The following is a 25,994-nucleotide window of genomic DNA, read 5'->3' on the forward strand; positions in this document are numbered from 1 at the left end:
CGACGATGAGCCTTCTGGTCAAGGCAAAAGCGGACGCGCAACATCTCGTCCACATCACCCCGCAGTCGGCGGGCTGGCGCCATGTCGGCTTCGATGCCTGGCGCCTCGGCGCCGGCACGGAGTTGCGCATCGATCTTCCCGCCGGACGCGAAGGCTGTCTCGTCGTATTGAGCGGCACGGTCGACCTGCAGGCCGGCGACCTGCGCCGCGAGCGTTGCGGCGGACGCGCAAGCGTGTTCGACGAGCAAGCACCGCACGCACTGTACGCGCCGCCGCGCACGTCGATCCACGTGCGTGCGCACGATGCGGTCGAACTCGCGCTGGCGAGTGCGCCAGCGACGGGCCTCCACCCCACGCGCGTGATCGAACCCGCGCAGATGGCGCGCTCCACGCGCGGCATCGGCAGCAACGAGCGCTTCATCTGCGACGTGCTGCCGCAGACACAGGTAGCGGAATCACTGCTCGTCGTCGAGGTACGCACGCCGGCAGCGCATTCATCCAGCTATCCGCCGCACAAGCACGACAGCGACGATCCGCCGCACGAAACCTGGCTCGAAGAGGTCTACTACCACCGCATCGATCCGCCGCAGGGCTTCGCCCTGCAGCGCGTCTACACCGATGCGCGCGACCTCGACGAGACGATGGCCGCACACGATCATGACGTCGTGCTCGTGCCGCGCGGCTATCATCCGGTGGTGATGCCGCACGCCTACAACGGCTACTACCTCAACGTCATGGCCGGGCCGCGCCGCGAATGGCGCATCCGCAACGACCCGGCGCACGAATGGATGTTGTAGCGCTTGCTGCCCTGCTCCCGCGCGGAAAGGCGCAGCAACTACGCCGGATTGCGCGCTTCTGCGGCAAACAGTCTGCCGATCTGCGCGAACAATTCCAGATCGTCCAGTGAATCTTCGAGCGTCGTCTTCACCGGCGTACCGTCGACGACGGCATCGAAGAACGCGTCGAGCTCGGCGCGGAACGGGTCTTCGTGGAACGGGCCGATGATCTCGGTCGTGGTTTCGCGGTCGCCCGAGCGCGTGATCTCCAGTCGCGTAGGCAGATGGCGGATGTACGGTGTGTCGTAGTTGATGCGGAACAGCGCGCGGTCGCAGAGCACCTCGATACCCGAATCAAAGCGGGCGATGTGGTTGGTCACCGCCTCGTACACTGCGGTGAAATGCCCGTAGTCGAACAGCACCGCGATCGCCTCGCCGCCGTTGCGCTGGCGCGCGGCAAAGGTTTTCGGCATGCCGAACAGCTCGCGCATCGCCGAGAAACTGTGCGAGGACAAACCGGTCAACACCTGATAGCCGCGCACGACCGCAGCCGGCGCATCCGCGCCGACCACGGCGCGCAGCATCGCCTGCGTGCGCGCCCTGCCCTCGTCGATCACGGCCTGCGGCACGTCGCCCGGCTTGAACACGGGTCGCGTCTGCGCGACGAAAAACGGCGCCTCGCAAATCAGGTCGCGCACGCGCACGTGCTGCACCTCGGTCAACGCCGGCAGGCGCTTCTTCAGTTCGAGGAACGGCCGCGCGTAGCGGCGCATGTAACCGACGAAGATCGTCTTCGCATAGCCGCGCGCGCGCTCGATCAGCGGCAGCAACTGTTCGGCGTTCAGGCACACCGGCTTTTCGATGAAGACATGCTTGTCCGCGTCCATAGCGCGCGCCAGCAAATCGGCGTGGAGGTGGTCTGGCGTGAGGATGAATACCGCATCGACGTCCTTGTCGTCGAGCAGCGCATTCGCGTCGGCATGCGTGCGGGCGCCGTAGCGCCGGGCGACATGCGCGGACAGGCTCGGCGAAACGTCGCTCACCGCGGCGATCTTGTAGCGCGCATCGTCCGCAAGCAGCGGCAGGTGCATGAGCTGGGCGACTTCGCCCAGGCCGATCATTCCGACCCGGATCGTCATTGCACGTCTCCGCTCAGGGACTTGAGGTACTGCAGGTTCTTGCGCGCGAGGAAAACCGGCTCCTCGGTCTGCGTCGCACTCCAGTCCTGCTCGATGATGCACGGCCCCGCGTAACGCTTCTCGGCGAGCAGGCCGATGATGGCGGCCATGTCCACCGCGCCGTCGGTCAGCGGCGCGAAGATGCCCGCCTCCGACGCCTGCGCCGTGTCGATCTCGCCGCGCACGAGGCGCTCGCGCACCCTGGCGTCGACGCTCTTGAAATGCACGTAGCCGATGCGCGGCCAGACCTTGCGCATGTACGTGGCCGGATCCTGCCCCCAGGCCGCGTGATGCCCGGTGTCGAAGCAGAGATTGACCTCGGTGTCCTGCAACAGACGATCGATCTGCGCCTCGCGTTCGACACAGGTACCCAGATGCGGGTGGAAGGTCATCGCGATGCCGTAGTCGCCGGCCAGCCGTTCCTGCGCGGCGCGCACCATGCTGACTACGGTCTGCCAGCCGGATTCATCGACCACGCCGCGCTTCCCGGGCGGATACCAGTTGCCCTCGTCCATGATGACGACATGCTTCGAGCCGGCATCGCTGACGAGCCTGCCAAGCTGGTCGATCGTCGCGAGCAACGCATCGTGCGTGGACGGATCGGCCAGCGTGTGCACGTGCGTCGCGCCGGTCAGCGCGAGTCCGCGCGCCGCCAGAGCGTCCTTGAGTCGCGCCGCGTCGGTCGGCAGGAAGCCGAGCGGGCCGAGTTCGGTCGTCGCGTATCCTGCCTCGCGCACCTGGTCGAGATACTGATCGGGCGTGTAGCGGTTGTCTTTCGGGTAGTAGATACCCCAGGAACAGGGGGCGTTGCCAATCGATAGCATGGTGTTGCCTTTAGGGGAGATTGTGGAAGGTTGCTGTTGCACTTCATTCGCGCCTGCGCGGGAACGCAGTCGCTCTAAACCGGATCGTCGATTCTGTTTCCCGCGGAGTCGAACAAAGTGATCCGCGCCGCATCGAAGGCGAATGCGGCATCGCCTTCGACCAGCACGGGCGCATCGCCGAACACACGCGCGGTGACGCGCACGCCACCGTCGAGATCGAGCGTGACCAGGCTTTCCGGACCCATCGCCTCGTTGGCGAACAGCTTGCCATGCAGTCGACCGCCCGCCCCGTCCGCCGCGATGCGCAGATGCTCGGGGCGCACGCCGAGCGTGACGCGATCGCCGCGATCGAGTGCGCGATCAAGCGCGGGCCAACTTGCGAACGCCGACATTTCCAGTCCGCCGCCACGCAGCGTGATGCCGCGATCACAGCGCGTCGCCTGTGCCGCAACGAGGTTCATCGGCGGGTCGCCGACGAAGCCGGCGACGAAGGTGGTCGCCGGCCGGCGATAGATCTCCAGCGGCGGCGCGTACTGCACGATGTCACCCGCGCACATCACCGCGATGCGCGTCGACAGCGCCATCGCCTCGGCCTGGTCGTGGGTAACGTAGACCGCGGTCATGCCGCGACTGCGCTGCAAATGGCAGAGGAAAGCCCTCGCCTCCACGCGCATGCGCGCATCGAGGTTCGACAGCGGCTCGTCGAACAAGAATGCATCGGCCGGATGCACGAGAGCGCGCGCGAGCGAAGTGCGCTGCTGCTGACCGCCCGAGATCTGCGCGGGCAGGCGGTCGAGCAGTTGGCCGATGTGCAGCACCTCCGCGATCGCGCGCGCCTTCTCGTGACGTTGCGCTTCCGCCATGCCGCGCACCTTGAGCGGATAGGCGATGTTGTCGGCGATCGTCATGTGCGGATACAGCGCGTAGTCCTGGAACACCATGCCGATGTTGCGATCCTTCGGCTGCGCTCGCGTGACATCGCGACCGCCGATGCGGATGCTGCCGCGCGTCGGCTGTTCGAGCCCGGCGATCATGCGCAGCGTCGTCGTCTTGCCGCAACCGGACGGGCCGAGCAGGCAGACGAATTCACCGTCGCCGATGTCGAGATCGATCGCGTGGATCGTGTCGACCGCGCCGAAGCTCTTGCCGATCTTGTCGAGTTGGATCGATGCCATGAAAAGTCCTACGACTTGATTCCGCCGAAGAAGCGGAACCCGTATTTGCGGTTGACGTACCAGTACAACGCGATCACCGGCAGCGAATACAGCACCGAGTACGCGGCAAGCAACGGCACGATCGGCGTGCCGGCCTGCGAGTAGAACGAATAGATCTCGACCGACGCAGGCATGCGCTGTTCGCTGCGCAGGAGCACGAAAGGAATCAGGAAGCCGCCCCAGACCTGGACGAAGGCCCACACCGCCGCGATCGTCACTCCGGGACGCAGCACCGGCACGACGACGTCGACGAACGCGCGCCACGGCGACGCGCCGGCGACCAGCGCCGACTCCTCGTAACCACGCGGAATGCTGGCGATGAAGTCGCGCAGGATGAACATCGCCGTGGGCAGCAGTCCGCCGGCGAACACGAGGATCACCGCGAGCTGGGTGTCGATCAGACCGAGCGCGTTGACGATCAGGAAGATCGGCACCATCGCCGCCGAACCCGACACGACCGATGAGAACAGCAGCAGCACGTACTCGATCACGCGCTTGCCGCGCAGCGTGGCGCGCGCGAGCGCGTAGGCGGCGAGCGTGGCCGTCGTCGCGACGAGCAGCACCGTACCGAACGCCTGCAGCAGCGAGTTGAGCAGCGCGCCGACGGCGGCCCCGTTGGCGAACACGCGAGCGAAGTTGGCCAGAGTCGGTGGTGCCGGCAACGCCAGATCGAGGTCGGCGTGCGCATTGAACGGCGCGAACACGAACCAGATCAGCGGCAAAGCGAACGCGACACCGAGCAGTGCCGCGCAGACGCTGAAGACGATGCGTGAAATCAGCGCACGGCGGTTCATGCGGCCTTCCCTTTCTTGCGCAAGCCGCGTTGCGCGAGCCGCAGATAAACCAGCGAAAAGGCCAGATTGATCAGCATCACGATCACCCCGATCGCCGCGCCCTTGCCGAACTCGAAACTTTTGAACGCGATGCGGTAGGTGTAGATCGGCAGGATGTCGGTTTCGAACGATGGGCCGCCGGCGGTGAGGAGGAACGGCGTGAACACGTTGAACGTCCACATCGTGATCAGGATCAGGTCGGTGACGATATGGCCGCGGATCAGCGGCAGCACGATGTCGCGCAGCTTCTGCCAGCCCGAGGCGCCGACGACGTCGGCGGTTTCGAGATAACTCGGCGGAATCGACTGCAGGGCGGCGTCGAACAGCATCATCGAGAACGCCGCGCCGCGCCAGGCGTTGAACACGCAGATGGTCAGGAACGGATGCTCGATCAGGAAATCGGCGGCCGGGACATGCAGCCCGCGCAGCAGCTGGTTGAGCGTGCCCGCATCGCGATCGAGATAGGCGAACCAGGCGAAGCCGACGACGACGTCGGGCAGGATCCAGGCGAGCATCACGATGCCCTGCAGCAGCGACTTCGCGCGCGGCGACAATTCGCGCGAGATCCAGGCGAGCACGAGGCCGAGCAGCACTTGCCCGCACAGCGCCGAAAACACGACGAACTGGACCGTCAGCCACAGCGACGGACCGAAACCGCCCTGGCTCCAGAACGTCGCCGGGTCGAACAGGTCGAGATAGTTCTTCAGGCCGACCAACTGCGGGTGCAGCGCACTTGCGCCGAGCAGGCTGCGATTGGTGAAACTGACCGCGATGATCCAGAAGAACGGGAACACGACGAACAAGGTCACGAGCACACCCGCGGGCGTCATGAAGGCGACGCCGATACGGGAGGAAAATGTGCCGCTATTCCGCATGGTGGTCCGCGCCCGTCGTTCTGGCGGGAATTGCCGGGGCCTGCACTCCAGTGGCCGCAGAAGTATCCAACGCGACGACCTTGTCCGCGCCGACGATCTGCTTCACCGCGGCCGCGTATTCGGCCATCGCCGCACGCGGCGAGAGCTTGTTGGCGATCACGCTCTCGGTCATGCGCTGGATCTCGGCGGAGACTTTCTCGTAGTCGGCATCGATCGGCCGGATGGTCGTCAGCGGCAGCAACTCGCGCCCGCTCGCGCGCAGGAACTCCGAATGCGGCGGCAGTACGTCGTCGCGCACGCACAGATGTTCGTTGTATTCCTGGTAACTGCGCAAGACCGACGCCGAATTCATGAATGCGAGCAGCAGCCACGCTTCGTGCGGATGATTCGAATGCGGATTGAGGACGAAGCTGTTGCCGCCCGAAACGCTGACGAAATCCTGGCCGCGCACCGCGCTGCCCGGCGTGCGTGCGGGCATCTTCGCCCAGCCGACGAGTTCGTCGCGATCGGGGATGGGGAAATCCCCCTGCGGATCGATCGCGGTGTAGTAGAACCAGTTGCTCTCGATCAGGATCGCGCTTTTGCCGCGCTGGAAGTCGGTGAAGCTGCGGTTGCGCCCGCTGACCAGACGTTGCGTGCGTGCCTCGCCGAGCTTCTCGTCGATATACACGGTCTTGTAGAAGTCGAGCGCGGCGAGCATGCCCGGACTGCGCACGATCCAGCGACCCTGCGCGTCACGCAGTTCCTCGCCGGTGCCGGCAAGCAGCATCAGCCAGCCCTGCATCGTCGTCGCCTCGCCCATCGCGACACCGGCATCGATCTGCAGCGGATAGCTCGCGGGGTCATGCCGCTTCAGCGCGCGCGCGGCATCGAGAATGTCGTTCCACGAGCGTGGCTGCCAATGATCCGCATCGAGCCCGGCGGCGCGGAAACGGTCGCGACGGTAGAAGATCATGCGCACGTCGGTCTGCTCGGGTACGCCATAGCGCTTGCCGCGGAAACGTACGAGCGCCTGCGCGCTGTCGGGAATATGCGACCAGCCCTCCCACGCGTTCGCATCCGCGCCGGCAACTTCGTCCAGCGGCTTGAGCAGGCCCGCATCGACGAAACCCGGAATCTGGAAGCCATCGAATTCGGCAAGATCGGCGCCCTGCCCGGTGGCGAAGTCGAGTGCGAGCTGCTGCGACATCTGCTCGGCGCTACCGGCGAATTCGCGCAGCTTCACCGCCACGTCGCGACCCTGCGCCTTCGCCGCGGCAACGTATTCCGGGATCACCACCCGCTTGAGCCAGCGCGCCTCGGAACCGTTCACCCCGCCTTCGACGCAGCGGCAGGCGATCGACACTTCGACCGGCTCCGCCAGCGCCATCGCCCACGCAGCTGCGCCGAACAGCAACGCCGCCACGCGCATGCGGGTGCGCGCGACCGGGGCGCGTTGCGTCCAGCGGATGTGCGGCGTCGCCGGCATTGCTATTCTGTGCTCCTGGCGGAGGGCGGGACTCGGGACGTCGAGCTTAAGCATGCCGCAACACTATTGCAATTTGCATTGCAAAATAGAAGTATTTGGAATGTAAATTCCAAAACGGTACCGCCATGACCGCGCCCGCCATTCATCTCGTTTTCAAGACGCACCTCGACATCGGCTTCACCCAGCTCGCGGAGCGCGTCCGCCGGCAATACCACGACGTTTTCATTCCCGGCGCGATCGACACCGGCGAACATTTCCTGCGCGAGGACCCGCAGCAGAGCCTGTTCGTCTGGACCACCGGCGCCTGGCTGATCTGGGACCATCTCGAAACCCAGCCGCCCGAGCGCGTGCGTCGGCTCGAACGGGCGATCGAGCACGGCCTGATCCGCTGGCATGCGCTGCCGTTCACCACGCACAGCGAACTGATGTCGCCGGCCCTGTTCCGTGCGGGCCTGTCGTACGCGCAAGAGCTCGACCGCCGCTTCGGCATCAAGACGTGTGCTGCGAAGATGACCGATGTACCCGGCCACACGCTCGGAATCGTGCCGCTGCTCGCGCGTGCCGGAGTGAAATTCCTGCACATCGGCGTGAACTCGGCGTCGACGCCACCCGACGTGCCCGACCTGTTCCGCTGGCGCGCACCGGGCGGCGAGGAAATCCTCGTCGCCTATCAACGCAGCTATGGCTCGACGCATTTCGTCGAAGGCGCCGATATCGCCCTGAGCTTCGCCCACACCAACGACAACCTCGGTCCGCAGAGCGTCGGTCAGGCGATCGACTGCCATCGCGACCTGCGCGACGAGTATCCCGATGCCGACATTCGCGCCTCGACGCTCGATGCGTTCGCCGAAAGCATATGGCCGCTGCGCGAGCGCTTTCCGCTGGTCGAACGCGAGATCGGCGATTCGTGGATCCACGGCGTCGGCACCGACCCGGCCAAGGTGTCGCGCTTCCTCGAACTGCAGCGGCTCTACGACCGTTTCGAGGACGAAGGCCTGACGCCGCAACGCGCCGCATTCGGTCGGCGACTTTGCCTCGTGCCCGAACACACCTGGGGCGTCGACATCAAGACCTACCTGCGCGACGAGACGCATTGGGATCGCGAGGATTTCGAACACGCACGTCGCGATGATCCACGTTTCGCCTTCTGCGAATCGTCATGGAACGAGCAGCGCGCGTATCTCGACAGCGCCGTGGATGCGCTGGCCGACGAAGATCGCGCACTCGGACAGGCAAACCTGGCCGTGGCGAGCCCCGGCGGCGGAGAATCGGCGGTGCACGCATCCGCCGGGGCCGCATCGACCATCGAGGTCGGTGGTTGGCGCATCGCGATCGATCGCGATTCCGGCAGCGTGCGGAGCATCGCTTCGCCGAACGGCACCCGCATCGAAGGCGACCAGCTGATCGCCTACGCCTACGAAAGCTACGACGCGAACGACGTCGCGATGCAGATGCGCACGTACCTCACCGATCGCGTGCGCTGGGCCCTGCTCGACCATGGCAGGCCCGGGCTCGAGCACGCACGCACGGCGCGATCCGCGCGTTACGGCACTCAGCTTGCCGGCGTCGAATCCGCACCGGATCGCCTCGTTCTCCATTGGCGCACGCCGACGATTGCGCATGCGCAACTCGGCGCGCCCGGGCGGGTCTCGCTTCATGTCCATCCGCACGACCCGAACCGGCTGCGCATCGAACTCGTGCTGCACGACAAAGCCGCGAACCGCATGCCCGAGGCGAGCTTCCTCGCGTTCACGCCGGCTGGCGCAGGCAACTGGCAACTGCACAAACTCGGTCTCTGGCTTTCCGCCGCGGATGTGGTGCGCAATGGCGGCGGCGCCCTTCAGGCCGCAACGGCGGTGCGCGCGGCAGTACCCGGAGCGGCGCTGCAAATCTTCCCTCTCGATTCGCCGCTCGTCGCGCCCGCGAACGCCGCGTTCATGGGATTCGCGAGCGCGCCGCCGGATTTCGCGACCGGCATCCGCTTCAACCTGCACAACAACAAGTGGGGTACGAACTTCCCGATGTGGTGCGAGGGGACGCTGCGTTTCCGCTTCGATCTCGATCTCGCCTAACGCGGCGAATAGCCGGACCGCGCGGCGGCTGGAACCGGAGCTGCGAGGTCACCCGATCGCGCGCCGCAATCCGTCGAGCAGCAAATCGAATGCCGCCTCGTCGAGCCAGGGGCTGTTGGATATCGTCAGCGTACGCGCGGCGAAGTCGCGCGCATTGGGCACATCGGCCTTCGGCACTATCGCGGCAAGATAGTCGTAGTCGGGCAGCGCGTGGATGAACAGGCGGCTGACGCCGAGGTTCGTCGTCCACAGTTCGGCGAGTGCGGCATCGCGCGCCTCGCGCGAGGGCATGCGCAGCAGCAGAAACGGCCACGTGCCTTGCGCCTGCGCGCTGTCGCCGACGACTTCGACACCGCGGATCTGCGCGATCCGCAGGCAACGCCTGCGTGCCTGGCCCGCGCCGGCGTCGAGAAAATCGCGCAGGCGCGCAAATGCGCGCGCACCGACCCTCTGCCGCCATGCACCGACGCGATGCAGCGGGATGGCCAGCGGAAAATCATCGCCGACCGCGGCGACCGCATCGCCCGCGCGCAGCGCGCGGCGGCGCGGCCAGCCATAGACCAGCGGCAGCCCCGACGGGCGATAGAATGCATGGTAGCCGAGCAACTGCAGCGTACGCTTGCGTTCCCAGACCGCGTCGACCGCAACGATTTCTTCGCTGCATCGACGCAGCTGCGCGCGCAACGATGCATCGCATGCAGTCAGCAGGCCGCCTTCGAACGTGGTCAGCCCTTTGCCGACGGCGAGCGAGAAGAAGCCGATGTCGCCGCGCGTTCCTGCGGATGTGCCGTCCGCGAATCGCGCGCCGAGCGCCTGCGCCGCATCCTCGATCACATGCGCACCGACGCGACGCGCGCAGGCGATGGCGGTGTCGATATCGGCGACGCGCCCGGCCAGATGCGTGGGCACGATCGCGAGCGTGTCCTCGTCGCACAGCGCGGCCAACGCGGCGGCGTCCATGTCGATGCCGTTCGGCGCAAGGTCGCACAGGCGCAGCTTCAACCCGCAATGCGCGACCGCGATCGCGACGAGCGGACAGGTGTACGCCGGCACGATCACGCTCATGCGCGGACTGCGGCGCCTCAGCGCGGTCAATGCGACGACGAGCGCGGCGGTGCCCGAGCATTCGACCTGCACCTCGTCGATACCGAGGAATCGTGCGGCTTGTTCCGCCAGCGTGGGTGTGTTGAATGGCAGCAGGTCGCCGAAGCGCGGCGGCAAGCCCGCAGTCGGCGGCACTTCGTAGAGCAGGCTACGCAGCATCGTGGCCTTCGTCGGGCGGATCGAACGCGAGACAGACGATGCCGGCAAGGATGATGCCGCAGCCGACCAGTTGCACGGTCGACAGACGCTCGCCAAACAGGAAATACGAAGCGGCAAGGACGAAAACGACCTCGAGATGCGAGGCCGCGAACGCCGGCCCGACCGGCGCGCGCTTGAGCAGCGTCATCCAGGTGAAGAACGAGCCGAGATATCCGCAGATCGCGACATACATCCACGGCGCGCTGACCATGCGCAGGAACCAGGCGAACTCCGGCACGAACGGCCCGGCGTGGTTGGCGTTGAGCTTGAAGCAGATCTGGGTCATCGTGTCGAACACCATCAACACGAGAAAGCCGATCAGGTAGAAGCGTCGCATCAACCGGCTCCTACCACGGCCACGCCGATCGCGATCAGCGCGCAGCCGACGACACGCGGTGCGGTGAATTTCTCGGCGAACAACACGCGCCCGGCGATCAGCATGGCGACGATGTTGATCGAACCCAGCAGCACGCCCTGCGAGAGCGGGATCAGCGAAAGAAAACCCTGCCAGACGACGAATTCGGCGACGAAGCAGACCACGCCGACCCAGATCCATGGCCGGCCCGCCATCGCCTTCCAGCGCCCGAGCTCGCCGTCCGTGTCGGGCTGCGTCGCCGCCGCCTTGAACGCGAGATGGCCGCCCGTGTCGAGCGTGATGTTGAGCATCCAGAAGATGAAGACGAGCAGCGTCATGCGTGGTCACAGGCAATGAGCGGTGCCGCGGATTATCGCAGACCGCCTTGCGCGAAGTCAGGCCGGCGCGCGCAGGTGATGCGCCTTGCTCGCGTTCAAGCGGCGGAGACGCGCTCGGCAGCGGCCTTGGGCGGATGCGGTTCGAACGCATGCAGATCGACATGGCTGACCGGAATCGGCCTGAACATTTTTTCGTCGAACGCAACTTCCTGCAACTTCCAGCCGTCGACGCTGCGCACCGCACCCCAGAAGCGCTTGAGCGCGCCCCACTGCATCGCGACCACGCCGCGGCCGTTGTCGGCATCGACGGTCGGGTCGCCGACACCCGTCGGGCGCGGCGGCTCGCCGTACAGCGCCGTGCCGAACAGGTTGTCCCAGACCGACAGCACCTGGCCGAAATTGCAGTTATGCAGGGTCGGCCGCGACGGGTCGACACGCATGTGATGCAGTCGATGGAAGATCGGGCCGACAAAAACGCGCTCGAACAGACGGCCGAAGCCGATGCGCGTGTTGGTGTGCGAGAAGTTCTGCACGAGTTCGCTGACCAGTTCGAGCAGGGCGAACTGCGCCGCGTCGACGCCCATGAGCAAGCCCGCCGAGGCGAGCACGAATGACTGCATCACGCCGTCAAGATAGCTGCCGCGATCGTTGGTCCAGCAATTCATCTGGCGCTGGCTGTGATGCATGCTGTGCAACGCCCACCACCACGGGATTGCGTGCTGCGCGCGGTGCATCCAGTAGTAGGTCAGATCGTAGACGATGTAGTAGAGGCAGAACGCGAGATACGGATGATGCTCGATGCCGGGCACGAAGCCGAGCAGGCCGCCGCTCGGTGCCGCCGCCGCGCCGACATCGGCGCCGCCGCCGAAGAAATTGGCGAATGGTGTCAGCACGAGGAAGGCGAACAGCGGATTCAAGCCGAGCACCATCAGCAGGGTGAAGGTGCGGTCGATCCGCGTCAGATTGCGGTCCTTCCACGCCTCGGCCGGCGCGAACGTTTCCAGCGGGCGGAAGATGCACGAGATGATCGCGAGCTGGAGGAAGGCGATCAGCACCGCGGCAGCGATGTCGTTCGGATCGCCCATCAATTGGCCAACGCGCAGGAACGACAGCACCGGCACGACCACATGCCCGCTCACCCACGCGACGAGGCCTGTCCAGAACTGTGTCGCTAAATCGAACATGCGCGGCAAGCGGAATCAGAGGAAGCCACGAAGGCACGAAGATCGCGAAGTCACACGAAGGGAAGACAGAGGAATTTTACTCCCTCCGCTTTTCTTCGTGGTCCTTCTCCTTGATCTTGGTGCCTTTGCGGTTCAGGGTTTGATGCGAAAGCTCGGGCGTCAATCGAACTTGCCGAGGAAGTCGTTTTTGCCGATCTCGACGCCGTTGTGGCGCAGGATCGCGTATAGCGTCGTCACGTGGAAGTAGAAATTCGGCAGGACGAAATGCAGCAGGTACGGCAGGCCCTTGGTCTGCACGTCACCCGCGCGGCGCGGCACGACGATGTCGCGCGTCTCGCTGCCGGTGAATTTCTCCGCGGCGATGCCGTTGATGTATTCCAGCGTCTTGTTGATGCGCGCCTCGAGTTCCGGCAACGTCGTCTCGGTGTCGGCAAACGAGGGAACCTCGCTGCCGCTAAGACGTCCCGCCGCGGCCTTGACCGTGTCGGAGGCGATCTGCACCTGCTTGATCAGTGGCAGCATGTCCGGCGCCAGGCGCGAATTGAGCAACACGCCCGCGTCGATCTTTTTCGCCGCGGCGAACGCTTCCGCCTTCTTCAGCAGCACGAGCGTATTTGCGAACACGCGGTTGACCGTGGGGACGAGAATGTCGTGGACAGAAACGGACATGGGGATTCCTTGGATGGACAAAACGAGGCGACGCGCATTCTCGCATGCGCACGCGAAATCTACTAAAAAAAAATCCCGCCGAGCGACGGTTCCAAGCTACAGATTTTTGTTTGCCGTTGGCGCTGAGACATCAAACCGCGAGCGACAATCTCGGTCGAGTTCATCCGTGCACGACCCTTGCGCGCGCGCCACAGCATCCGTTAATCTTTCCTGAAATCCTTTGCCGTTTGCTCTCGAGGTAGGCCAAGGGTCTCTCAAAAAAAACCGAATGGGGATTCTGTGACAAACTCGGCAAGGCCGCAGTTTCGCCTGCGTGGCCGCCGCTTCTTGGCCACCGCAACCGCATTTTTCATCGCCATCGCCGGCTACGCCGGCGAGAAAGACGGCGACCGCACGGGGATCGGCTGGGGCGCCGATACCGACGGCTGGAACGATGCGAGCAGCGGTGTATTTCCGGACTGGCTGCAGGTCAACTTCAACGGCTCGCACGTCCTCAGCAGCGTCACCATCGTCACCCTGCAGGACAATTATCCCCGCCCGGCCGAGCCCGACGCCGCCATGACCTTTTCGGCCTTCGGCATGACCGCGTTCGACGTGCAGGTGTGGAACGGGTCGAGCTGGACCACGGTGGGCTCCGTTACCGGCAACGACAAGGTCATGCGCAACGTGACGTTTGCCCCGGTCGCTGCCTCGGCGATCCGCATCGTCTGCAACAACGCGTTGTCCAACTACTGCCGCCTCGTCGAGGTCGAGGCGCGCGACGACCGCAACTGGGCCGCCGCCACGAACGGGGCCAGTGCGACCGCCTCGTCGAGCCTCAGTGCCGCCTACCCGGTCGCGGCGATCATCGACGGCGAGCGCAAGGGCCTGAACTGGGGCAGCGGCGGCGGCTGGAACGATGCCACGCCGAATGCCTATCCCGACTGGGCGCGCATCGATTTCTCCGGTCACCAGTGGTTCGACCAGGTCAGCGTCTACGCCTTGCAGGACAACTACCCGAACCCGGTCGAACCTACCAACCAGACCACGTTCGCCCGGTACGGCATCACCTCGTTCGAGGTGCAGGTCTGGGACGGGGTGAACTGGATCGGAATGGGCTCAGTACGCAATTGAAACGGTGGCGTCGCAGGAGAAAATTTATGCCAATCTCGAAAAATCTTGTCACCGCGGCTGCGGTGCTGCTTGCGTCATGTATACCCGCATCCGCGTTCGCTTTCGATGAAACGTTGACGTTTCGGCTCAATGCGCAGGGCGAGGTCGAAGCGGTGGTTACCGGGTTGACGCGAGGGTTTGGCTGCAATGGGCAAGGCGCCAATGTAGAGTTTGATCCGCCATCGTCCATAACGATGGCTGGCAACGGCATAGTTGTCGTATCGGCATATAAAGGTGGACTTTGTTCCATACCGAAGGAGCCGCCTTGGACATATCAGCAGGTGGCCAACCTCGGCCACCTTGAGGGCAGTACATATCAGGTTGTCTGGAACGAGGGCGCACCGCCGATTCGCTTTCTGGCGGCGACGTTGAACATGTCAGACCCATACTCCGTAGCCGCACCGGCCTTGTCGCCGTGGGCACTAGGCATGTTGTTGCTGTCGACGGCCAGCGTTGCGTTGTTCGCGTTGCGCAAGCGGGCCGCGCGTCAGAGCCGCTGACAAGGCATCGTCGAGGTGGAAGCGCGCGACGACCGCAACCGGGCCGCCGCCACGAACGCGGCCACCGCGACCGCCTCGTCAAGCCTCAGTGCGGCCTACCCGGTCGCGGCGATCATCGAAGGCGAGCGCAAGGGCCTGAACTGGGGCAGCGGCGGCGGCTGGAACGATGCCACACCGAATGCCTATCCCGACCGGGCACGCATCGATTTCTCCGGTCACCAGTGGTTCGACCAGGTCAGCGTCTACACCGTGCAGGACAACTACCCGAACCCGGTCGAACCTACCGATCAGACCACGTTCGACCAGTACGGCATCACCAACTTCGATATGCAGGTATGGAACGGGGTGAATTGGGTGACCGTGGTTCGGTCGTCAACTAATCCTTCTCGGGTACATGGAGAACCTCATGACCACTTTGACGGAAACTCCCATTCACCCTGGCGGCAATGCTGTTGTTATTGCTGCCAGCCTCAGCGTTTGCCTTCGACGAAGTATTGTCCTTCCGCTTCAACGTCCAAGGGCAGGTGGAAGCGGTAGTAACGGGGTTGACCGACACGTGTAAAACCGGCGCTGAATCCAGATATACCGCAGTCACCAGTATCACCATAAAAGGCAACGCTATTCAGATCAATTCGAAAAACGCCAATGCTTTTTGCACTAACCGGGCTTCACCTCCAATAAGCTATTCAGTTTCCGCAAACTTGGGGCATCTGGACGAGATCACCTATCAGGTGACTGGGACCTTGGGGAACCCCGACATAACCCCGCCGCTCCGCTCCCTCAGCGCCACATTGGACGTCCCCGATCTGTTTGCTTCCATCGGCGCGCCGGCGCTGTCGGAGTGGTGCTCGGCGTGCTCGTTCTTGCGCTGATCGCAATGGCCGCGCGGTCGTCATTGCGCGATGGGATTTCTTCAATCGGCCGCGCGTGCCGCTGATCCGAGTAAGCCCGACTCCGCGTCGCTGGTGCGGAGCCGGATTGCTGCTTCAATCGTGATCCCGGCGAAAGCCGGAATGAGGAGCGGGCGCGGCTCCCTTACTTCGCCGCATCGGCGCTGTTCGCGTAGATCTTCACGACCTCGTAAAGGAATCTGCGCCCATCGAGCAGTGATTTCACGCGGATGCGCTCGTTGAGGCCGTGCGCGCGGCTGCCCTCGGCATCGTGGAACATGCCGGACAGCCCATAGGTGGGCACGCCGCCTGCGTTGAGGAAGCGGCCGTCGGTCGCTCCGGTCGCCATCGTCGGCACGATCGCGACGCCGGGCCACAGCGTCTCGGCGATCTTGCGCACCGGCTCCATCATCTGCTCGCTCAGCGGCGGCAGCGGCGTCTGCATGCCGGGCTCACCGACGGCCTTGACCGTGATCTTGTCTTCGCCCATCACGCTCGCGATCTGCTTGCGTACTTCCTCGACCGCCACGCCGGGCAGGATGCGGCAGTTCACGTTGGCATCGACGTGCTGCGGCAGCGCGTTCGGCGCGTGGCCGCCGTTGATTTCGGTGACGACGCAGGTGGTGCGCAGCGTGCCATTCCAGCCCGGATTCACCGCCCACAACCGCTCGGCCGCGGCCTCGTCGGGCTTGGCCGCGAGCACCGCGCGCATGTCCGCGGCGATCTGCGGCGACTGCAGCTTGGCCTGCGCCTCGAAATAGCCGCGCGTGACCGGGTTGAGCGCGATCGGGAAATTGTACGCGGACAGTTTCGCCAAGCCCGCAGCCAGGTGCGCGATCGGGTTGGCCTTGGTCGGGCGCGAACTGTGGCCGCCGACGTCGACGCCCTCGAGCTTGAAGTCCTGGTAGACCTTCTCGCCGGCCTGGATCTGCAGCGCGACCGGCTTTTCGTTCTTGTCGAGCTCGCCGCCGGCACCTTCGTTGAGCGCGAACGCGGCGTTGAGCACCTCGGGTTTGGTCTGCATCAGCCACTTGACACTGTTGAACACGTCCGGCGTCTCCTCGCCGCAGGTCAGCGCGAGCTTGATGCTGCGCCGTGGCACGAAGCCTTCCTTCCTGTAGCGGATCAGGCTGTCGGTGAATGCCGCGGCCATCGCCTTGTCGTCGCTGGAGCCGCGCGCGTAGAACCAGCCATTCTCCTCGACCAGCTTGAACGGATCGCGCTCCCAGTCCTCGCGCTTGGCCTCGACCACGTCGATGTGCGCGAGCAGCAGGATAGGCTTGGCCAGCTTGTCGTGGCCATGCAGTACGGCGATCAGCGCGCCGTCCTGCGGGCGCTCGGGCGGCGCGAGAATCTGGGTGTCGGCCTTGGGGATTCCAGCGGCGATCAGGCGCGCCTGCATCGCCTCGGCTGCCTTGGTGCAACTGCCGACCGAACGCGTCGTGTTGATCTCGACGAGCTGCTTGTACAGGCCGCGGAACGCGGCCTCGTCTGCGGAAGGCGCCTGCGCCCTGCCCTGCGCTGCGAACAGCGCGGCAACGACGGCGGTGAAAAGGGACAGTGACCGGGCAATGGCGCGCATGCGGATTCCTCGACGTTGGCGTGAACGTTCAAGAGTGCTACGCGGTTTCGCGAAATTCAATCCCGCCGCGCTTCTTTTTCAAAGCCGCGTGTCGACGAAACGTTCGATGCCACGGTTCATTGCGCGGGCGCTTGTCGCAAACTGCAACCGGCCCAGCGCCGTCGAATCGGAACACGCGCCGCTCAGGCCGGCACCAGATCCTGGTATTCGCGGTGCTTGGTGATGTATGCGGCGATGAACGAGCACTGGGGTATCGCCTTCTCGCCGTTGCGGCGCGCCTCGTCGAGCACATGCTGCGCAAGCTTCGAGCCGATGCCGCGCCCGCCGAGTTGCTCGGGCACGATCGTATGGATGAAGCGGATCGTGCCGGGCGTGCGCACGTAGTCGACATGCGCGGTGAAGCCGTTCACGCCCAATTCGTAGCGGTTGCGCGCGCGGTTGTCGATGATTTCGTCGGACACTGACTGTCTCCCCGCGTTTGTTTCGCGCCCATCATACGACGAAGCCGCGCGGCAATCGCCGCGCGGCCGAGGTCAGGCCCGTCGTCGCGCCGGCGCGAATCAGCCAACCGGCGACGCGCTCCGCCCACTCGGCCTGTCCCGCCGCGTCCGCAATCAGATCCTGGCGAATCTCGAGTTCGACATGCGCCAGCCCGCGTTGCTCGCCGTACACCGGGATCGCGTAGTCGCTGGCGTCGCTTACCGAGTACGGCTCGTTGTCGCCGACGACCCATTCGCCTTGCGTGCGGATCAGCCGCAACAGCGCATGCGCCAGGCGCGTGTCACGATGGTAGAGGATGCCGCAGTGCCAAGGCCGGGCCACGCCGAGGTAGCTCGGGGTGAAGCTGTGCACGGTGACGAGGATGGTCGGCCGGCCGGCGGCACGGCGCGCGTCCAGCTCGGCGACGATGCGTGCGTGGTACGGCGTGAAGACCTCGTCGATGCGCTGCCGCCGTTGCGCCGCCGACAGATCCGCATTGCCGGGCACCTCGGTGCGCTCGCTGCGCAGCGGGATCAGCGTCGGCGAGTCCAGCGGGCGATTGCAGTCGACAACGAGGCGCGAGTAGGTCTGCGCGATCGCGAACGCGTCCAGACGCGCGGCGAGCTGCGCGGTGACGCCGGCCGCACCGATGTCCCAAGCAATGTGCCGTTCGAGTTCGGTGGCGGCAACGCCGATATCGCCGAGCGCGCGCGGGAGGCGCTTTCCCGCATGGTCGCAAACAAGCAGGAACGGCGACGCGCCCGCAGCGTTGTCGACAGCGAACGCGGGCGGCTCGTCGGCGCCGAGCAACGGCGCGATACCAACGTCGGCACGCAGGTCCACGGCGACGGTCATTCCTGCGGCGCGCGCACCGAGGCACGCCGCGACCAGTCGAGATCGAGGATCACGCGCTCGCCGCTGCGCGCATCGGTCGCTTCGACGCGCGCGAGGCGGCCGCTGCCGTCGCAGATCCACGCACGCATGTCGCCATCGGCGTTCGATCCGGGCAGCTTGCCGCTGGCACGGAAACGGTAGACCCGGGCCTGGCACTGGCTCGTCTTCGACGCCGACTCGACGCGCGCGTCGCGGATCGTCGCAATCGCGCGACGCATCGCCGCCATGTCGAACGCGGTCGCCGGCACCAGCGCGCGGTCGACCGCGCTCCACACGCCAAGCGCGCTGATCCACGCGTGCGCGCCAATCGCGATGAACTCGATTTCGTCGGTGCTCGCATGGATGCGGTCGGGGAACACGACTTCGATCTCCCCCGCCATCGCCGGTAACGCCGGGCCGAACACACGCCCCTGCGCGTAGCCGCGGAAGCCGCCCGCATCGACGATCTGTTCGAACGCGCGTTGCACGTCGGCGCGCGCGTCGGCATGCGCCTGCATCGCGGCGGCGAAGCCGAGCAATCCCGCGAGAAGGAATTTCATCTGCGCTCCGCGAAAAGTTCCGCGCAAAGTATCCGCACGCGCGGATGAATGCAGCCTATCGCCCCGCGCTCAACGGGAGACGGCGACGCGGTCGCGCCCATTCGCCTTGGCCTCGAGCAAGGCCACGTCGGCACGCTTGACCCAGGCACGCGTGTCGTTCATGCCGGCTTCGTTCGTGGCAATGCCGATACTGACCGTCGACATCGCCACGGGAATGCCATCGGGTTCGCCGGCGAGCACGGTGAGACGGATGCGTTCGGCGATGATGCGTGCGGTCTCCGCGTCGGTCTGCACGAGGACGATGGCGAACTCGTCGCCGCCATAGCGTCCGGGAATGTCGACGTCGCGGACACAACGGCGGATGATGCCGGCGACCGCACGGATGACCTCGTCGCCGGTCGGATGACCGTGCTCGTCGTTGATGCGCTTGAAATGATCGATGTCTATCATCAGCAGCGCCGCCGGCAGACCGAGGCGCTGGTGGCGCCGCAGGACTTCCACGGTCTTGTCCTCCCAGCTGCCGCGATTGAGCAAACCGGTCAACCTGTCGATGCGGTTCAACTGCGCCAGACGCCGATTTTGCCGGCTCACGGTGCGCACCAGCCGGTAGTTGACGCAGCCGATGACGAGCGGATAGACAACCAGCAGCGGCAGGGCCATCAGCACTTCGGACATCGTCGTCGCGGGACTGACGTTGAAACCGAACGCCAGGACGGCGGCGACGCATCCGAGCATCAGCGCCGCGAACGTGCGTGCCAGCAGCTTCGGCCCGCCGAGGCTGAGCCGATCGAACGAGAGCATCACTGCCGACAACACGCTCGGTAGCAGGTTGAACTGCATCAACGCGATCCAGGCACCGCCCATGGCCGCGTCGACCAGCAGATTGCGCAGTTCGGCCTTGCGTGGCGAGCGCGAGCGCAGCGCAATCCAGCACGCCACGTGCGGCCAGAGAAAGCCGTTCGCGCAGAGCAAAGCCCAGGCAAGTGCGCTGGCACCGTTGACGCGCAGTACGCCGGCGACGCACAGGAAGCCGGCAGCCAACCCGAGCATGCGCAACAGGTACATCCGTTTGACCAGTTGCCGGTCCTGGCTGATGAACTTCGCAACTTCGGGCAGGGGCGCAGTCATCATGGGCTCGCAGACAGGTTGCCGATTGGTGGGTTCGTGGAAATGGACATCCGCCCCAGTCAGAGCAAAATGCATGCCATGTCGATCGGGAAACCCTCCCACCGCCCTGCAACCTGAGAAAAACCGCGCTGCGCCGGCGATCGGATCTCATGCGGACCCTTCCGCGCTGTTTCGGTGTTCCGCGCGATCCGGCAAAGAAAACGGCGCGCACCGTCATCCGGTGCACGCCGTGGACAGCGCTGAAACTGACCCGCGGGGTTACTTTCGGTCACCCGCGGTCGCGTCACGCGCGGCGCGGAACTCCGAATCGGCGGCCCAATTCGGCCATTGCCGCGAATTCGCGAGCTGGCTGCCGAGCTGGTAAAGCACGCCGAGGTCGTGACTCATGCCGGCGAAGGTCCAGGTCGGCTCCCACTGATCGGCCGGTTGGTGATAGCGGTTGGTGACGTAGTCTTTGCGCGCCTTCTCGCCTGCCTCGAGGCCGCCGTCGACGAGATCGTTGCCCGACTCCCACGAGAACGCTGGCACGCCGCGCTTGGCGAAGCCGAAATGATCGGAGCGGAAGAAGTGTCCGGCTTCCGGATGCGGATCGGCGGTGAACTCGAGACCGGCCGCCTTGGCCAACGCCTTGGCGTCGTCGAGCAGTTCCGAGCTGGCATTGCCCGATTGCGACCAGTTCTTCGCCATCCCCATCGGGTCGAGCGCGTCCATGTTGATGTCGGCTACGGTCGTCGCCAGCGGATACAGCGGCTTGGACGCGTAGTACTCCGAGCCAAGCAAGCCCTTCTCCTCCGCAGTGACATTGAGGAAGACGACCGAGCGTTCGGGCTTCGGAGCGTGCGCGAACGCGCGGCCCAGCTCGATCAGCGCTGCCGTGCCGGTGGCGTTGTCGACCGCGCCGTTGTAGATCCTGTCGCCCTTCGCATCGGGTTCGCCGATGCCGAGGTGGTCCCAGTGCGCACTGTAGATCACCGTCTCCCCGGGATACTTCGTGCCTTCGATGCGACCGACGACGTTCTGCGAAGTGATCACGCTGGAATCGACCTGGTAGCTGGCCGAGAACGTCGTGTGCTTGAGCACGACCGGCTTGAACTCGCGCGTCTGCGCTTCCTTCTTCAGCTTGTCGAAATCGAGGCCGGAACTCTTCAGCAGGGAAACGGCGAGATCGCGCTGGATCCAGCCTTCGAGCCTGGGGTGCGTGGCCGAAGGATCGTCGCGCACGACGTCGAACATGGTGTTCGTGTTCGAGTTCTTCACGGTCGCCCAGCCGTACGAGGCCGGCGCGGTTTCGTGCACGATGAGCAGGCCCGCCGCGCCGCGCCGCGCCGCCTCCTCGTACTTGTAAGTCCAGCGGCCGTAGTAGGTCATCGCCTTGCCGCCGAAGTCACCGACACCGGTTTCGAAATCCGGGTCGTTGATCAACACGATCGCGATCTTGCCCTTGAGGTCCATGCCCTTGAAGTCGTCCCAGTGCCGCTCCGGCGCGCTCACGCCGTAGCCGCAGAACACCACGGGCGCCTTCGCAATCGCCACCGCCTTCGCTCCGTCGAGCGGCGCGCGCACCGCGATTTCCGTGCCCTGGGTCAATGCATGCGCCTTGCCGCCGACGTTGAACGAGAGCTTGGGCACGCCCTCGATCTCGGCACGCAGAAGCGGCACCGGCTGCGTCCACTCGCGCTTGCCGTCCTTGAGTTCGCCGCCCGGCGCGAGGCCGGCGCCCTTCATCTGCTCGATCACATAGGCGACCGTCTTGGTCTCGCCCGGCGTTGCCGGACCACGGCCTTCGAAATCGTCCGAGGCGAGCGTCTTCACCTCCGCCGAAAGCAGCTTCGGATCGAATTGCGGCACATAGGCGGATTTCGCGACCGCTGCGACAGCCGGTTTCGCGGCCGGCTGCGAGGCGCAGCCCGCAGCGGAGGCGAGGGCCAAAGCGATGGCCGAGGCAAGCAGGATTTTCATGACGCTCCCGATCGTTGTGCAAACGGTGATCATAGTCCGCACGCATCGAGAGCGTCCACATGGCCGGGGCCGGCAGATACCGCGCATGCGCGGGACGATGCGGCCGCGCGACCGAACCGGAGGCAACGCTGCGCTGCCTGCGCGGCACCATCCACCGATGACGCGACTGCCCCTGGCCATTTGCCGATCGCGCGCGAACGTGCTTTCAGCCGCTGCCGCGAACGACTGGCTCGATGCGCATCTGCACATGCATCGCCGCCGGGTCCGTGGCGGCGTCTTCGGCGACGAGGATCAGCACCCGCTTGTTGCTGATGCCCGCATTGGTCAGACAGGAAGCGTATTCGCGGATACGCCGCTCCACTGCCGGCCGACTCGCCGAGTCGAGGTGCTGTACCGTCGCCCGCAAGGTAATCAATGTCTGTTCGTACTCGCGCAATACTTTTGTCAGCGGCATCAGGCGGCGGCAATCGTCGACAGCCGATTGCGCTTCGTCCTGCGTCAGCGACAGGGATTCATTGAAATCGAGTCTGACGCCTTCGTTCGTGCGAACCACCGTGATCCCAGGATCGGCACCCTGCTTGAGCCGGCCGGAGAGCACATCGAGGTAGTAGCCGACGTCGGCGGAAATCATCGAGTTGCGCTGGTCCCGGGCGAGCGCAAGCTTGGTTTCCGAACGCACCTTGTCGGCCTCGTATGCGGCGACGACCGGCACTTGCGGTGCACTGGCCGCCGGCACCGGAGCAGGTTTCACGACCGGCTTGCGCGGCTTGGCCGGTGGCAATGGATTGGGCTCTGCAGGCTCCGGCAGTTGGGTCGGGATCGATTCTTCGACGATCGGCGCGGGCGGTCTTGGCGAGGGCCGTCGAAATATGCTGCAGGCTGGCAGGGCGAGAACCAAGACCAACAACGGCAGCAACGCCGCCCCGGGGCCGACCGACGAACTGGGCAATCCGAGAGAGTGATCAGGTTTCACGGTTGTGCCGGTTGGAACGAAAAAAACGGATGAAATCATCGATCAGAAGCGGCTTGCTGAAAAGGTGCCCCTGTCCGAGCAGGACACCGTGATCGCCAAGCCAACTCACTTGCGCCGCAGTCTCGACTCCCTCCGCAGCGGTACGCAACCCGAGCGATCGCGCCATGTCGATGATGTGCTCGATTACCTGGCTGGTCGCAACGCTCTTGCCGATCGTATCGACGAAGGCCTTGTCGATCTTTATCACGTCGAGTTCGAATGACTGCAGGTAGGCCAGGCTCGAATAGCCGGTGCCGAAGTCGTCGATCGCGATCTGATGGCCGCGTAACCGCAATTCGCGAATCCTGGCGCGGTCGGCGTCGCTGTCGATCAGCGAGCGCTCGGTGATCTCCAGTTTTACCGCCTCCGGCGGCAATCCGGCCGCCGCGATGCTCTCGCGCAACTGATCACCGAGGCGCTCGTCCCCGAGGTCGCCGCCGGCGAGGTTGATGCTCAGCGTCATTGCGCCCGCTTCCGCGAATATCCTGGCAAGGTCGGCGACGGCTGTCCGCACGACCGCCAGCGTGACTTCATGCATTACCCCGGATTCCTCGGCGAGCGGTATGAACACGTTGGGACTTACCCAGGTCCCGTCTTCGCGCTGCCAGCGCGCCAACGCCTCGGCGCCGACGCAGCGCAATGTGCGCAGGTCGACCATCGGTTCGTATACCACGCTGATGTCGCCCGCACGCACAGCGCGACGCAGCGCAGTGGCAGCACTGAACTGGTGACGCGAGAAACGTCGAATCGCCTCGGTCCAGGCAGCGGCGACGATCAGGCCGAAAATCGCGCCTGCCGCGAGCGTCGTCGCGTGGCGTCTCCAGAAATTTTCCAACGGCTCGCTGGTCACGATTTCGACGGGCAACACACCGTGCAGCGAATAGCGCGCGTAGATGCGCTGTTTGTCCTTGTTCAGGCTGACGCCTACGGGCAACGACTTCGGAGCCGGCAGGCTCGCGTTCCACGGCGCCGCGGTCAAAGGCAGATCTTCCAGCCAGAGTTCGGCCTGGCGATCCTGCATGGGTCCGAGGTCGAGCAATTGGCGCGGATCGACCGCAACGTCGTGGTCACCGAAGCGCATGAGGAACAACTCGATGCCCGCGACCTTGGTCTGCTCGCTCGGCCACCAGGCGACGACTCCACTGTCGTAGACGCGATCTGCGCGTTTGGGCTTGAGCGCTGCCGGCAAAAATCCGACCGCACACAGGCGCTGGTTCGCCTGCCAGTAACCGATGCTGCGCACGTACGGCCGCGACATGGCGGCAATGCGCAAGGCGTCGAGGTGGGAATCCGAGCAGCGTGGCAAGTCGAGCGCATCGAACTGCACCAGCATGTCGCGCAGGTCGACCATGATGTGCTCGACGCGGTCGCCGAGGATGGCGGCCAGCTTGCCTGAGTAGGCGTCCTCGGACGCCACCGACTCGCGCCACAAAAACCACGTCAACGTGCCAAGCAACCCGGCGATGCCGAGTAGTCCTGTGAGGATGGCCCAGACGACCGTCTTTTCATGACGCAGCATGTCGGCGCGGCTAACCTTGCTCGAATATACGTTGCAGTTGCAACTGCCCCCTGACCCTGGCGGTCACAAGCACCCGTTCATTCCTTTGACGGGCAAATCGCAGCACTCCGTCCTTGCGAATTCGCGACGCGTACTTTCGACCCTTGTTTCACGCGACTCGCAGAATGCCAAATGCATCACATTTTTGTCAACGGGAACAGGCAGCAATCGTACGCCGACGCGGTGCACCACGCCTGGGCTCTGCCCTGTCCGCCATCGGACTGGCGGCAGGCCCCCGGAAAGTGCCACCTCGCAATCAGGAACAGATTCGTGCTCAGCGCACGCCACGCACCGGCAATGCGATGCGGCTGCCCGGGTCGTAGTCGAGCTTCACATGCAGGTTCTGCCCCTGGTAGGCATACACCACCTCGTACAACTGCGGCGAATCCTTGCCCGGGGTGACATTGCGGCAGCGCTTGACTACGCGCGTCACCGTGTCGTTGTCCTGGTGCGCCTCCTGGATTTTCTTGCCGGCGATGCCGCCGCCAACCGCACCGGCGACCGTGGTCAGCTTGCGTCCGTTGCCGCGGCCGAACTGGTTGCCGATCACGCCACCGGCGATGGCGCCGATGACCGTGCCTGCGACCTGATGGTCGTCGGACTGCGGGCGGCGCTCGGTCACGGTCTGGTCGCTGCACACCTGCTGCACACCGCTCAGCGGAGTGACGCTGATCACCTGGGCATACTCGGCGCTGTCCTGCGCCGCAGGCGGCGGCGCCATGCCGCCCGAACGCGGCGCGTATCCGGCCGACGCCAAGGCGCCCTGCTGCTGTGGCGGCGGATTCCGCGCCGGACCGTTCGGCGCCGCTGGCGCACTCGACGGTGCGGTCAGGTCCGCGACCGACATCGATGGCGCCTGCGGCGCGGGCTGCGGCGGGTTCTGTACAGCCGCCGGCGGATTCTGCGCGGGTGGCGCGGGCGCGTTCTGCGCCGCGTTGTCCGGCGAGGAACTGCTGCACGCCGTCAACGCCCCTGCCAGCGCAGCCGACAAGATGGCGGCGCACTTCTTCGACGACATGAATGAGGATTTGATCATCGCACTCTCCTTGCCACCCTGCCGCATGATGGTAGTCCGAAAACGTGTATGCGCGCTGAAATACCGGCTCGCGCAACGCTTGATCTGTGCTCCGGAAACGGGCACGGCGACGATTCGAGTGTGGGCATCGTCGCGCCCGCTCCGGCAATGCGATCCACGACGATCGCGGTGAATTG

27 protein-coding genes are annotated in these 25,994 nt (G+C 65.2%); 7 read left to right on the plus strand and 20 right to left on the minus strand.

What is annotated here, in order from left to right; translation table 11 throughout:
* The first annotated feature begins 5 nt into the window (after positions 1–5).
* Positions 6–797 (plus strand): 5-deoxy-glucuronate isomerase, encoded by a 792-nt coding sequence (gene iolB / locus AC16HO_RS08745; protein WP_395642673.1) that lies wholly within the window; start codon positions 6–8, stop codon positions 795–797.
* 38 nt (positions 798–835) lie between these two features.
* On the opposite strand, the gene AC16HO_RS08750 is transcribed toward iolB, so the two are convergent.
* The 6 genes from AC16HO_RS08750 to AC16HO_RS08775 form a co-directional block, all read right to left on the minus strand.
* The gene (locus AC16HO_RS08750; RefSeq protein ID WP_395642674.1) at positions 836–1,915 is read right to left on the minus strand and encodes a Gfo/Idh/MocA family protein; all 1,080 of its coding nucleotides are present in this window, start codon (positions 1,913–1,915) and stop codon (positions 836–838) included.
* The gene (locus AC16HO_RS08755) at positions 1,912–2,778 is read right to left on the minus strand and encodes a TIM barrel protein (protein WP_395642675.1); all 867 of its coding nucleotides are present in this window, start codon (positions 2,776–2,778) and stop codon (positions 1,912–1,914) included. Before AC16HO_RS08755 ends, AC16HO_RS08750 begins: the two co-directional genes overlap by 4 nt.
* A gap of 74 nt (positions 2,779–2,852) precedes the next feature.
* A complete protein-coding gene (locus AC16HO_RS08760; protein WP_395642676.1) occupies positions 2,853–3,953 on the minus strand; it encodes an ABC transporter ATP-binding protein in 1,101 nt (366 codons plus the stop codon).
* A gap of 8 nt (positions 3,954–3,961) precedes the next feature.
* A complete protein-coding gene (locus AC16HO_RS08765; RefSeq protein WP_395642677.1) occupies positions 3,962–4,786 on the minus strand; it encodes a carbohydrate ABC transporter permease in 825 nt (274 codons plus the stop codon).
* Positions 4,783–5,655 (minus strand): carbohydrate ABC transporter permease, encoded by an 873-nt coding sequence (locus AC16HO_RS08770; protein WP_484335382.1) that lies wholly within the window; start codon positions 5,653–5,655, stop codon positions 4,783–4,785. The genes AC16HO_RS08765 and AC16HO_RS08770 overlap by 4 nt, the downstream gene beginning before the upstream one ends.
* Before the next feature lie 34 nt (positions 5,656–5,689).
* Positions 5,690–7,168 (minus strand): ABC transporter substrate-binding protein, encoded by a 1,479-nt coding sequence (locus AC16HO_RS08775; RefSeq protein ID WP_395642679.1) that lies wholly within the window; start codon positions 7,166–7,168, stop codon positions 5,690–5,692.
* Between the two features lie 125 nt (positions 7,169–7,293).
* Here AC16HO_RS08775 and AC16HO_RS08780 point away from each other — a divergent pair, with 125 nt between their 5' ends.
* On the plus strand, positions 7,294–9,240 hold the full coding sequence (locus AC16HO_RS08780; protein ID WP_395642680.1) for a DUF5054 domain-containing protein: 1,947 nt from the start codon (positions 7,294–7,296) through the stop codon (positions 9,238–9,240).
* Between the two features lie 48 nt (positions 9,241–9,288).
* On the opposite strand, the gene AC16HO_RS08785 is transcribed toward AC16HO_RS08780, so the two are convergent.
* The 5 genes from AC16HO_RS08785 to AC16HO_RS08805 form a co-directional block, all read right to left on the minus strand.
* Positions 9,289–10,503: a DegT/DnrJ/EryC1/StrS family aminotransferase gene (locus AC16HO_RS08785; RefSeq protein WP_395642681.1), complete on the minus strand. Its 1,215-nt coding sequence runs from the start codon at positions 10,501–10,503 to the stop codon at positions 9,289–9,291.
* On the minus strand, positions 10,493–10,879 hold the full coding sequence (locus tag AC16HO_RS08790) for a DMT family transporter (RefSeq protein ID WP_395642682.1): 387 nt from the start codon (positions 10,877–10,879) through the stop codon (positions 10,493–10,495). The genes AC16HO_RS08785 and AC16HO_RS08790 overlap by 11 nt, the downstream gene beginning before the upstream one ends.
* Positions 10,879–11,235, minus strand: coding sequence for a DMT family transporter (locus tag AC16HO_RS08795; RefSeq protein WP_395642683.1), 357 nt, complete (start codon positions 11,233–11,235; stop codon positions 10,879–10,881). The genes AC16HO_RS08790 and AC16HO_RS08795 overlap by 1 nt, the downstream gene beginning before the upstream one ends.
* 95 nt (positions 11,236–11,330) lie before the next feature.
* Complete coding sequence (locus AC16HO_RS08800; protein WP_395642684.1) at positions 11,331–12,419, minus strand: sterol desaturase family protein; 1,089 nt, start codon at positions 12,417–12,419, stop codon at positions 11,331–11,333.
* A gap of 159 nt (positions 12,420–12,578) precedes the next feature.
* Entirely contained in the window at positions 12,579–13,088 is a 510-nt protein-coding gene (locus AC16HO_RS08805) for a DUF1993 domain-containing protein (RefSeq protein WP_395642685.1), read from the minus strand.
* Positions 13,089–13,415: 327 nt separating this feature from the next.
* Here AC16HO_RS08805 and AC16HO_RS08810 point away from each other — a divergent pair, with 327 nt between their 5' ends.
* From AC16HO_RS08810 to AC16HO_RS08820, 3 genes are read left to right on the plus strand one after another with little or no spacing between them, the layout of a single operon-like run.
* Positions 13,416–14,201 carry a galactose-binding domain-containing protein gene (locus AC16HO_RS08810; protein ID WP_395642686.1) on the plus strand — a complete coding sequence of 262 codons (786 nt, stop codon included), beginning with the start codon at positions 13,416–13,418 and terminating at the stop codon, positions 14,199–14,201.
* A 26-nt stretch (positions 14,202–14,227) separates the two neighbouring features.
* Positions 14,228–14,740 (plus strand): hypothetical protein, encoded by a 513-nt coding sequence (locus AC16HO_RS08815; RefSeq protein WP_395642687.1) that lies wholly within the window; start codon positions 14,228–14,230, stop codon positions 14,738–14,740.
* A 15-nt stretch (positions 14,741–14,755) separates the two neighbouring features.
* Positions 14,756–15,277: a hypothetical protein gene (locus AC16HO_RS08820; protein WP_395642688.1), complete on the plus strand. Its 522-nt coding sequence runs from the start codon at positions 14,756–14,758 to the stop codon at positions 15,275–15,277.
* A gap of 498 nt (positions 15,278–15,775) precedes the next feature.
* Here AC16HO_RS08820 and AC16HO_RS08825 read toward each other — a convergent pair whose 3' ends face one another.
* The 7 genes from AC16HO_RS08825 to AC16HO_RS08855 all read right to left on the minus strand — a co-directional run bounded on the left by AC16HO_RS08825 (position 15,776) and on the right by AC16HO_RS08855 (position 22,843).
* On the minus strand, positions 15,776–17,212 hold the full coding sequence (locus AC16HO_RS08825) for a M20/M25/M40 family metallo-hydrolase (protein ID WP_395642689.1): 1,437 nt from the start codon (positions 17,210–17,212) through the stop codon (positions 15,776–15,778).
* Positions 17,213–17,394: 182 nt separating this feature from the next.
* The gene (locus AC16HO_RS08830; protein ID WP_395642690.1) at positions 17,395–17,673 is read right to left on the minus strand and encodes a GNAT family N-acetyltransferase; all 279 of its coding nucleotides are present in this window, start codon (positions 17,671–17,673) and stop codon (positions 17,395–17,397) included.
* 31 nt (positions 17,674–17,704) lie between these two features.
* Entirely contained in the window at positions 17,705–18,547 is an 843-nt protein-coding gene (locus tag AC16HO_RS08835; protein ID WP_395642691.1) for an N-formylglutamate amidohydrolase, read from the minus strand.
* Positions 18,544–19,125, minus strand: coding sequence for a LolA-like protein (locus AC16HO_RS08840; protein ID WP_395642692.1), 582 nt, complete (start codon positions 19,123–19,125; stop codon positions 18,544–18,546). The genes AC16HO_RS08835 and AC16HO_RS08840 overlap by 4 nt, the downstream gene beginning before the upstream one ends.
* Positions 19,126–19,194: 69 nt before the next feature.
* Positions 19,195–20,253 carry a diguanylate cyclase gene (locus AC16HO_RS08845; RefSeq protein WP_484335383.1) on the minus strand — a complete coding sequence of 353 codons (1,059 nt, stop codon included), beginning with the start codon at positions 20,251–20,253 and terminating at the stop codon, positions 19,195–19,197.
* Positions 20,254–20,511: 258 nt separating this feature from the next.
* Entirely contained in the window at positions 20,512–22,212 is a 1,701-nt protein-coding gene (locus AC16HO_RS08850; protein ID WP_395642694.1) for a M28 family metallopeptidase, read from the minus strand.
* Positions 22,213–22,417: 205 nt separating this feature from the next.
* Complete coding sequence (locus AC16HO_RS08855) at positions 22,418–22,843, minus strand: hypothetical protein (protein ID WP_484335384.1); 426 nt, start codon at positions 22,841–22,843, stop codon at positions 22,418–22,420.
* 31 nt (positions 22,844–22,874) lie between these two features.
* On the opposite strand from AC16HO_RS08855, the gene AC16HO_RS08860 reads away from it, so the two are divergent.
* Positions 22,875–23,174, plus strand: a complete 300-nt coding sequence (locus AC16HO_RS08860) for a hypothetical protein (RefSeq protein ID WP_484335385.1) — start codon at positions 22,875–22,877, stop codon at positions 23,172–23,174.
* Here AC16HO_RS08860 and AC16HO_RS08865 read toward each other — a convergent pair whose 3' ends face one another.
* Together AC16HO_RS08865 and AC16HO_RS08870 are read right to left on the minus strand one after the other, a co-directional pair.
* Entirely contained in the window at positions 23,175–24,743 is a 1,569-nt protein-coding gene (locus AC16HO_RS08865; protein ID WP_395642696.1) for an EAL domain-containing protein, read from the minus strand. It abuts the gene before it with no gap.
* Between the two features lie 313 nt (positions 24,744–25,056).
* Positions 25,057–25,503 carry a glycine zipper 2TM domain-containing protein gene (locus AC16HO_RS08870; RefSeq protein ID WP_484335386.1) on the minus strand — a complete coding sequence of 149 codons (447 nt, stop codon included), beginning with the start codon at positions 25,501–25,503 and terminating at the stop codon, positions 25,057–25,059.
* Between AC16HO_RS08870 and AC16HO_RS08875 the strand changes: the two genes are divergently transcribed.
* Complete coding sequence (locus AC16HO_RS08875; RefSeq protein WP_484335387.1) at positions 25,502–25,990, plus strand: hypothetical protein; 489 nt, start codon at positions 25,502–25,504, stop codon at positions 25,988–25,990. The genes AC16HO_RS08870 and AC16HO_RS08875 overlap by 2 nt on opposite strands.
* Positions 25,991–25,994: the final 4 nt, after the last annotated feature.

This window comes from Rudaea sp. (assembly GCF_057139185.1).

Excerpts from the sequence above, each read along its gene's own strand:
- iolB (WP_395642673.1), top strand. The coding sequence starts at position 6 with ATGAGCCTTCTGGTCAAGGCAAAAGCGGACGCGCAACATCTCGTCCAC.
- AC16HO_RS08750 (WP_395642674.1), bottom strand. The coding sequence starts at position 1,915 with ATGACGATCCGGGTCGGAATGATCGGCCTGGGCGAAGTCGCCCAGCTC.
- AC16HO_RS08755 (WP_395642675.1), bottom strand. The coding sequence starts at position 2,778 with ATGCTATCGATTGGCAACGCCCCCTGTTCCTGGGGTATCTACTACCCG.
- AC16HO_RS08760 (WP_395642676.1), bottom strand. The coding sequence starts at position 3,953 with ATGGCATCGATCCAACTCGACAAGATCGGCAAGAGCTTCGGCGCGGTC.
- AC16HO_RS08765 (WP_395642677.1), bottom strand. The coding sequence starts at position 4,786 with ATGAACCGCCGTGCGCTGATTTCACGCATCGTCTTCAGCGTCTGCGCG.
- AC16HO_RS08770 (WP_484335382.1), bottom strand. The coding sequence starts at position 5,655 with ATGACGCCCGCGGGTGTGCTCGTGACCTTGTTCGTCGTGTTCCCGTTC.
- AC16HO_RS08775 (WP_395642679.1), bottom strand. The coding sequence starts at position 7,168 with ATGCCGGCGACGCCGCACATCCGCTGGACGCAACGCGCCCCGGTCGCG.
- AC16HO_RS08780 (WP_395642680.1), top strand. The coding sequence starts at position 7,294 with ATGACCGCGCCCGCCATTCATCTCGTTTTCAAGACGCACCTCGACATC.
- AC16HO_RS08785 (WP_395642681.1), bottom strand. The coding sequence starts at position 10,503 with ATGCTGCGTAGCCTGCTCTACGAAGTGCCGCCGACTGCGGGCTTGCCG.
- AC16HO_RS08790 (WP_395642682.1), bottom strand. The coding sequence starts at position 10,879 with ATGCGACGCTTCTACCTGATCGGCTTTCTCGTGTTGATGGTGTTCGAC.
- AC16HO_RS08795 (WP_395642683.1), bottom strand. The coding sequence starts at position 11,235 with ATGACGCTGCTCGTCTTCATCTTCTGGATGCTCAACATCACGCTCGAC.
- AC16HO_RS08800 (WP_395642684.1), bottom strand. The coding sequence starts at position 12,419 with ATGTTCGATTTAGCGACACAGTTCTGGACAGGCCTCGTCGCGTGGGTG.
- AC16HO_RS08805 (WP_395642685.1), bottom strand. The coding sequence starts at position 13,088 with ATGTCCGTTTCTGTCCACGACATTCTCGTCCCCACGGTCAACCGCGTG.
- AC16HO_RS08815 (WP_395642687.1), top strand. The coding sequence starts at position 14,228 with ATGCCAATCTCGAAAAATCTTGTCACCGCGGCTGCGGTGCTGCTTGCG.
- AC16HO_RS08825 (WP_395642689.1), bottom strand. The coding sequence starts at position 17,212 with ATGCGCGCCATTGCCCGGTCACTGTCCCTTTTCACCGCCGTCGTTGCC.
- AC16HO_RS08835 (WP_395642691.1), bottom strand. The coding sequence starts at position 18,547 with ATGACCGTCGCCGTGGACCTGCGTGCCGACGTTGGTATCGCGCCGTTG.
- AC16HO_RS08840 (WP_395642692.1), bottom strand. The coding sequence starts at position 19,125 with ATGAAATTCCTTCTCGCGGGATTGCTCGGCTTCGCCGCCGCGATGCAG.
- AC16HO_RS08845 (WP_484335383.1), bottom strand. The coding sequence starts at position 20,253 with ATGACTGCGCCCCTGCCCGAAGTTGCGAAGTTCATCAGCCAGGACCGG.
- AC16HO_RS08850 (WP_395642694.1), bottom strand. The coding sequence starts at position 22,212 with ATGAAAATCCTGCTTGCCTCGGCCATCGCTTTGGCCCTCGCCTCCGCT.
- AC16HO_RS08855 (WP_484335384.1), bottom strand. The coding sequence starts at position 22,843 with ATGATTTCCGCCGACGTCGGCTACTACCTCGATGTGCTCTCCGGCCGG.
- AC16HO_RS08865 (WP_395642696.1), bottom strand. The coding sequence starts at position 24,743 with ATGCTGCGTCATGAAAAGACGGTCGTCTGGGCCATCCTCACAGGACTA.
- AC16HO_RS08875 (WP_484335387.1), top strand. The coding sequence starts at position 25,502 with ATGCCGCCCGAACGCGGCGCGTATCCGGCCGACGCCAAGGCGCCCTGC.
- AC16HO_RS08870 (WP_484335386.1), bottom strand. The coding sequence starts at position 25,503 with ATGGCGCCGCCGCCTGCGGCGCAGGACAGCGCCGAGTATGCCCAGGTG.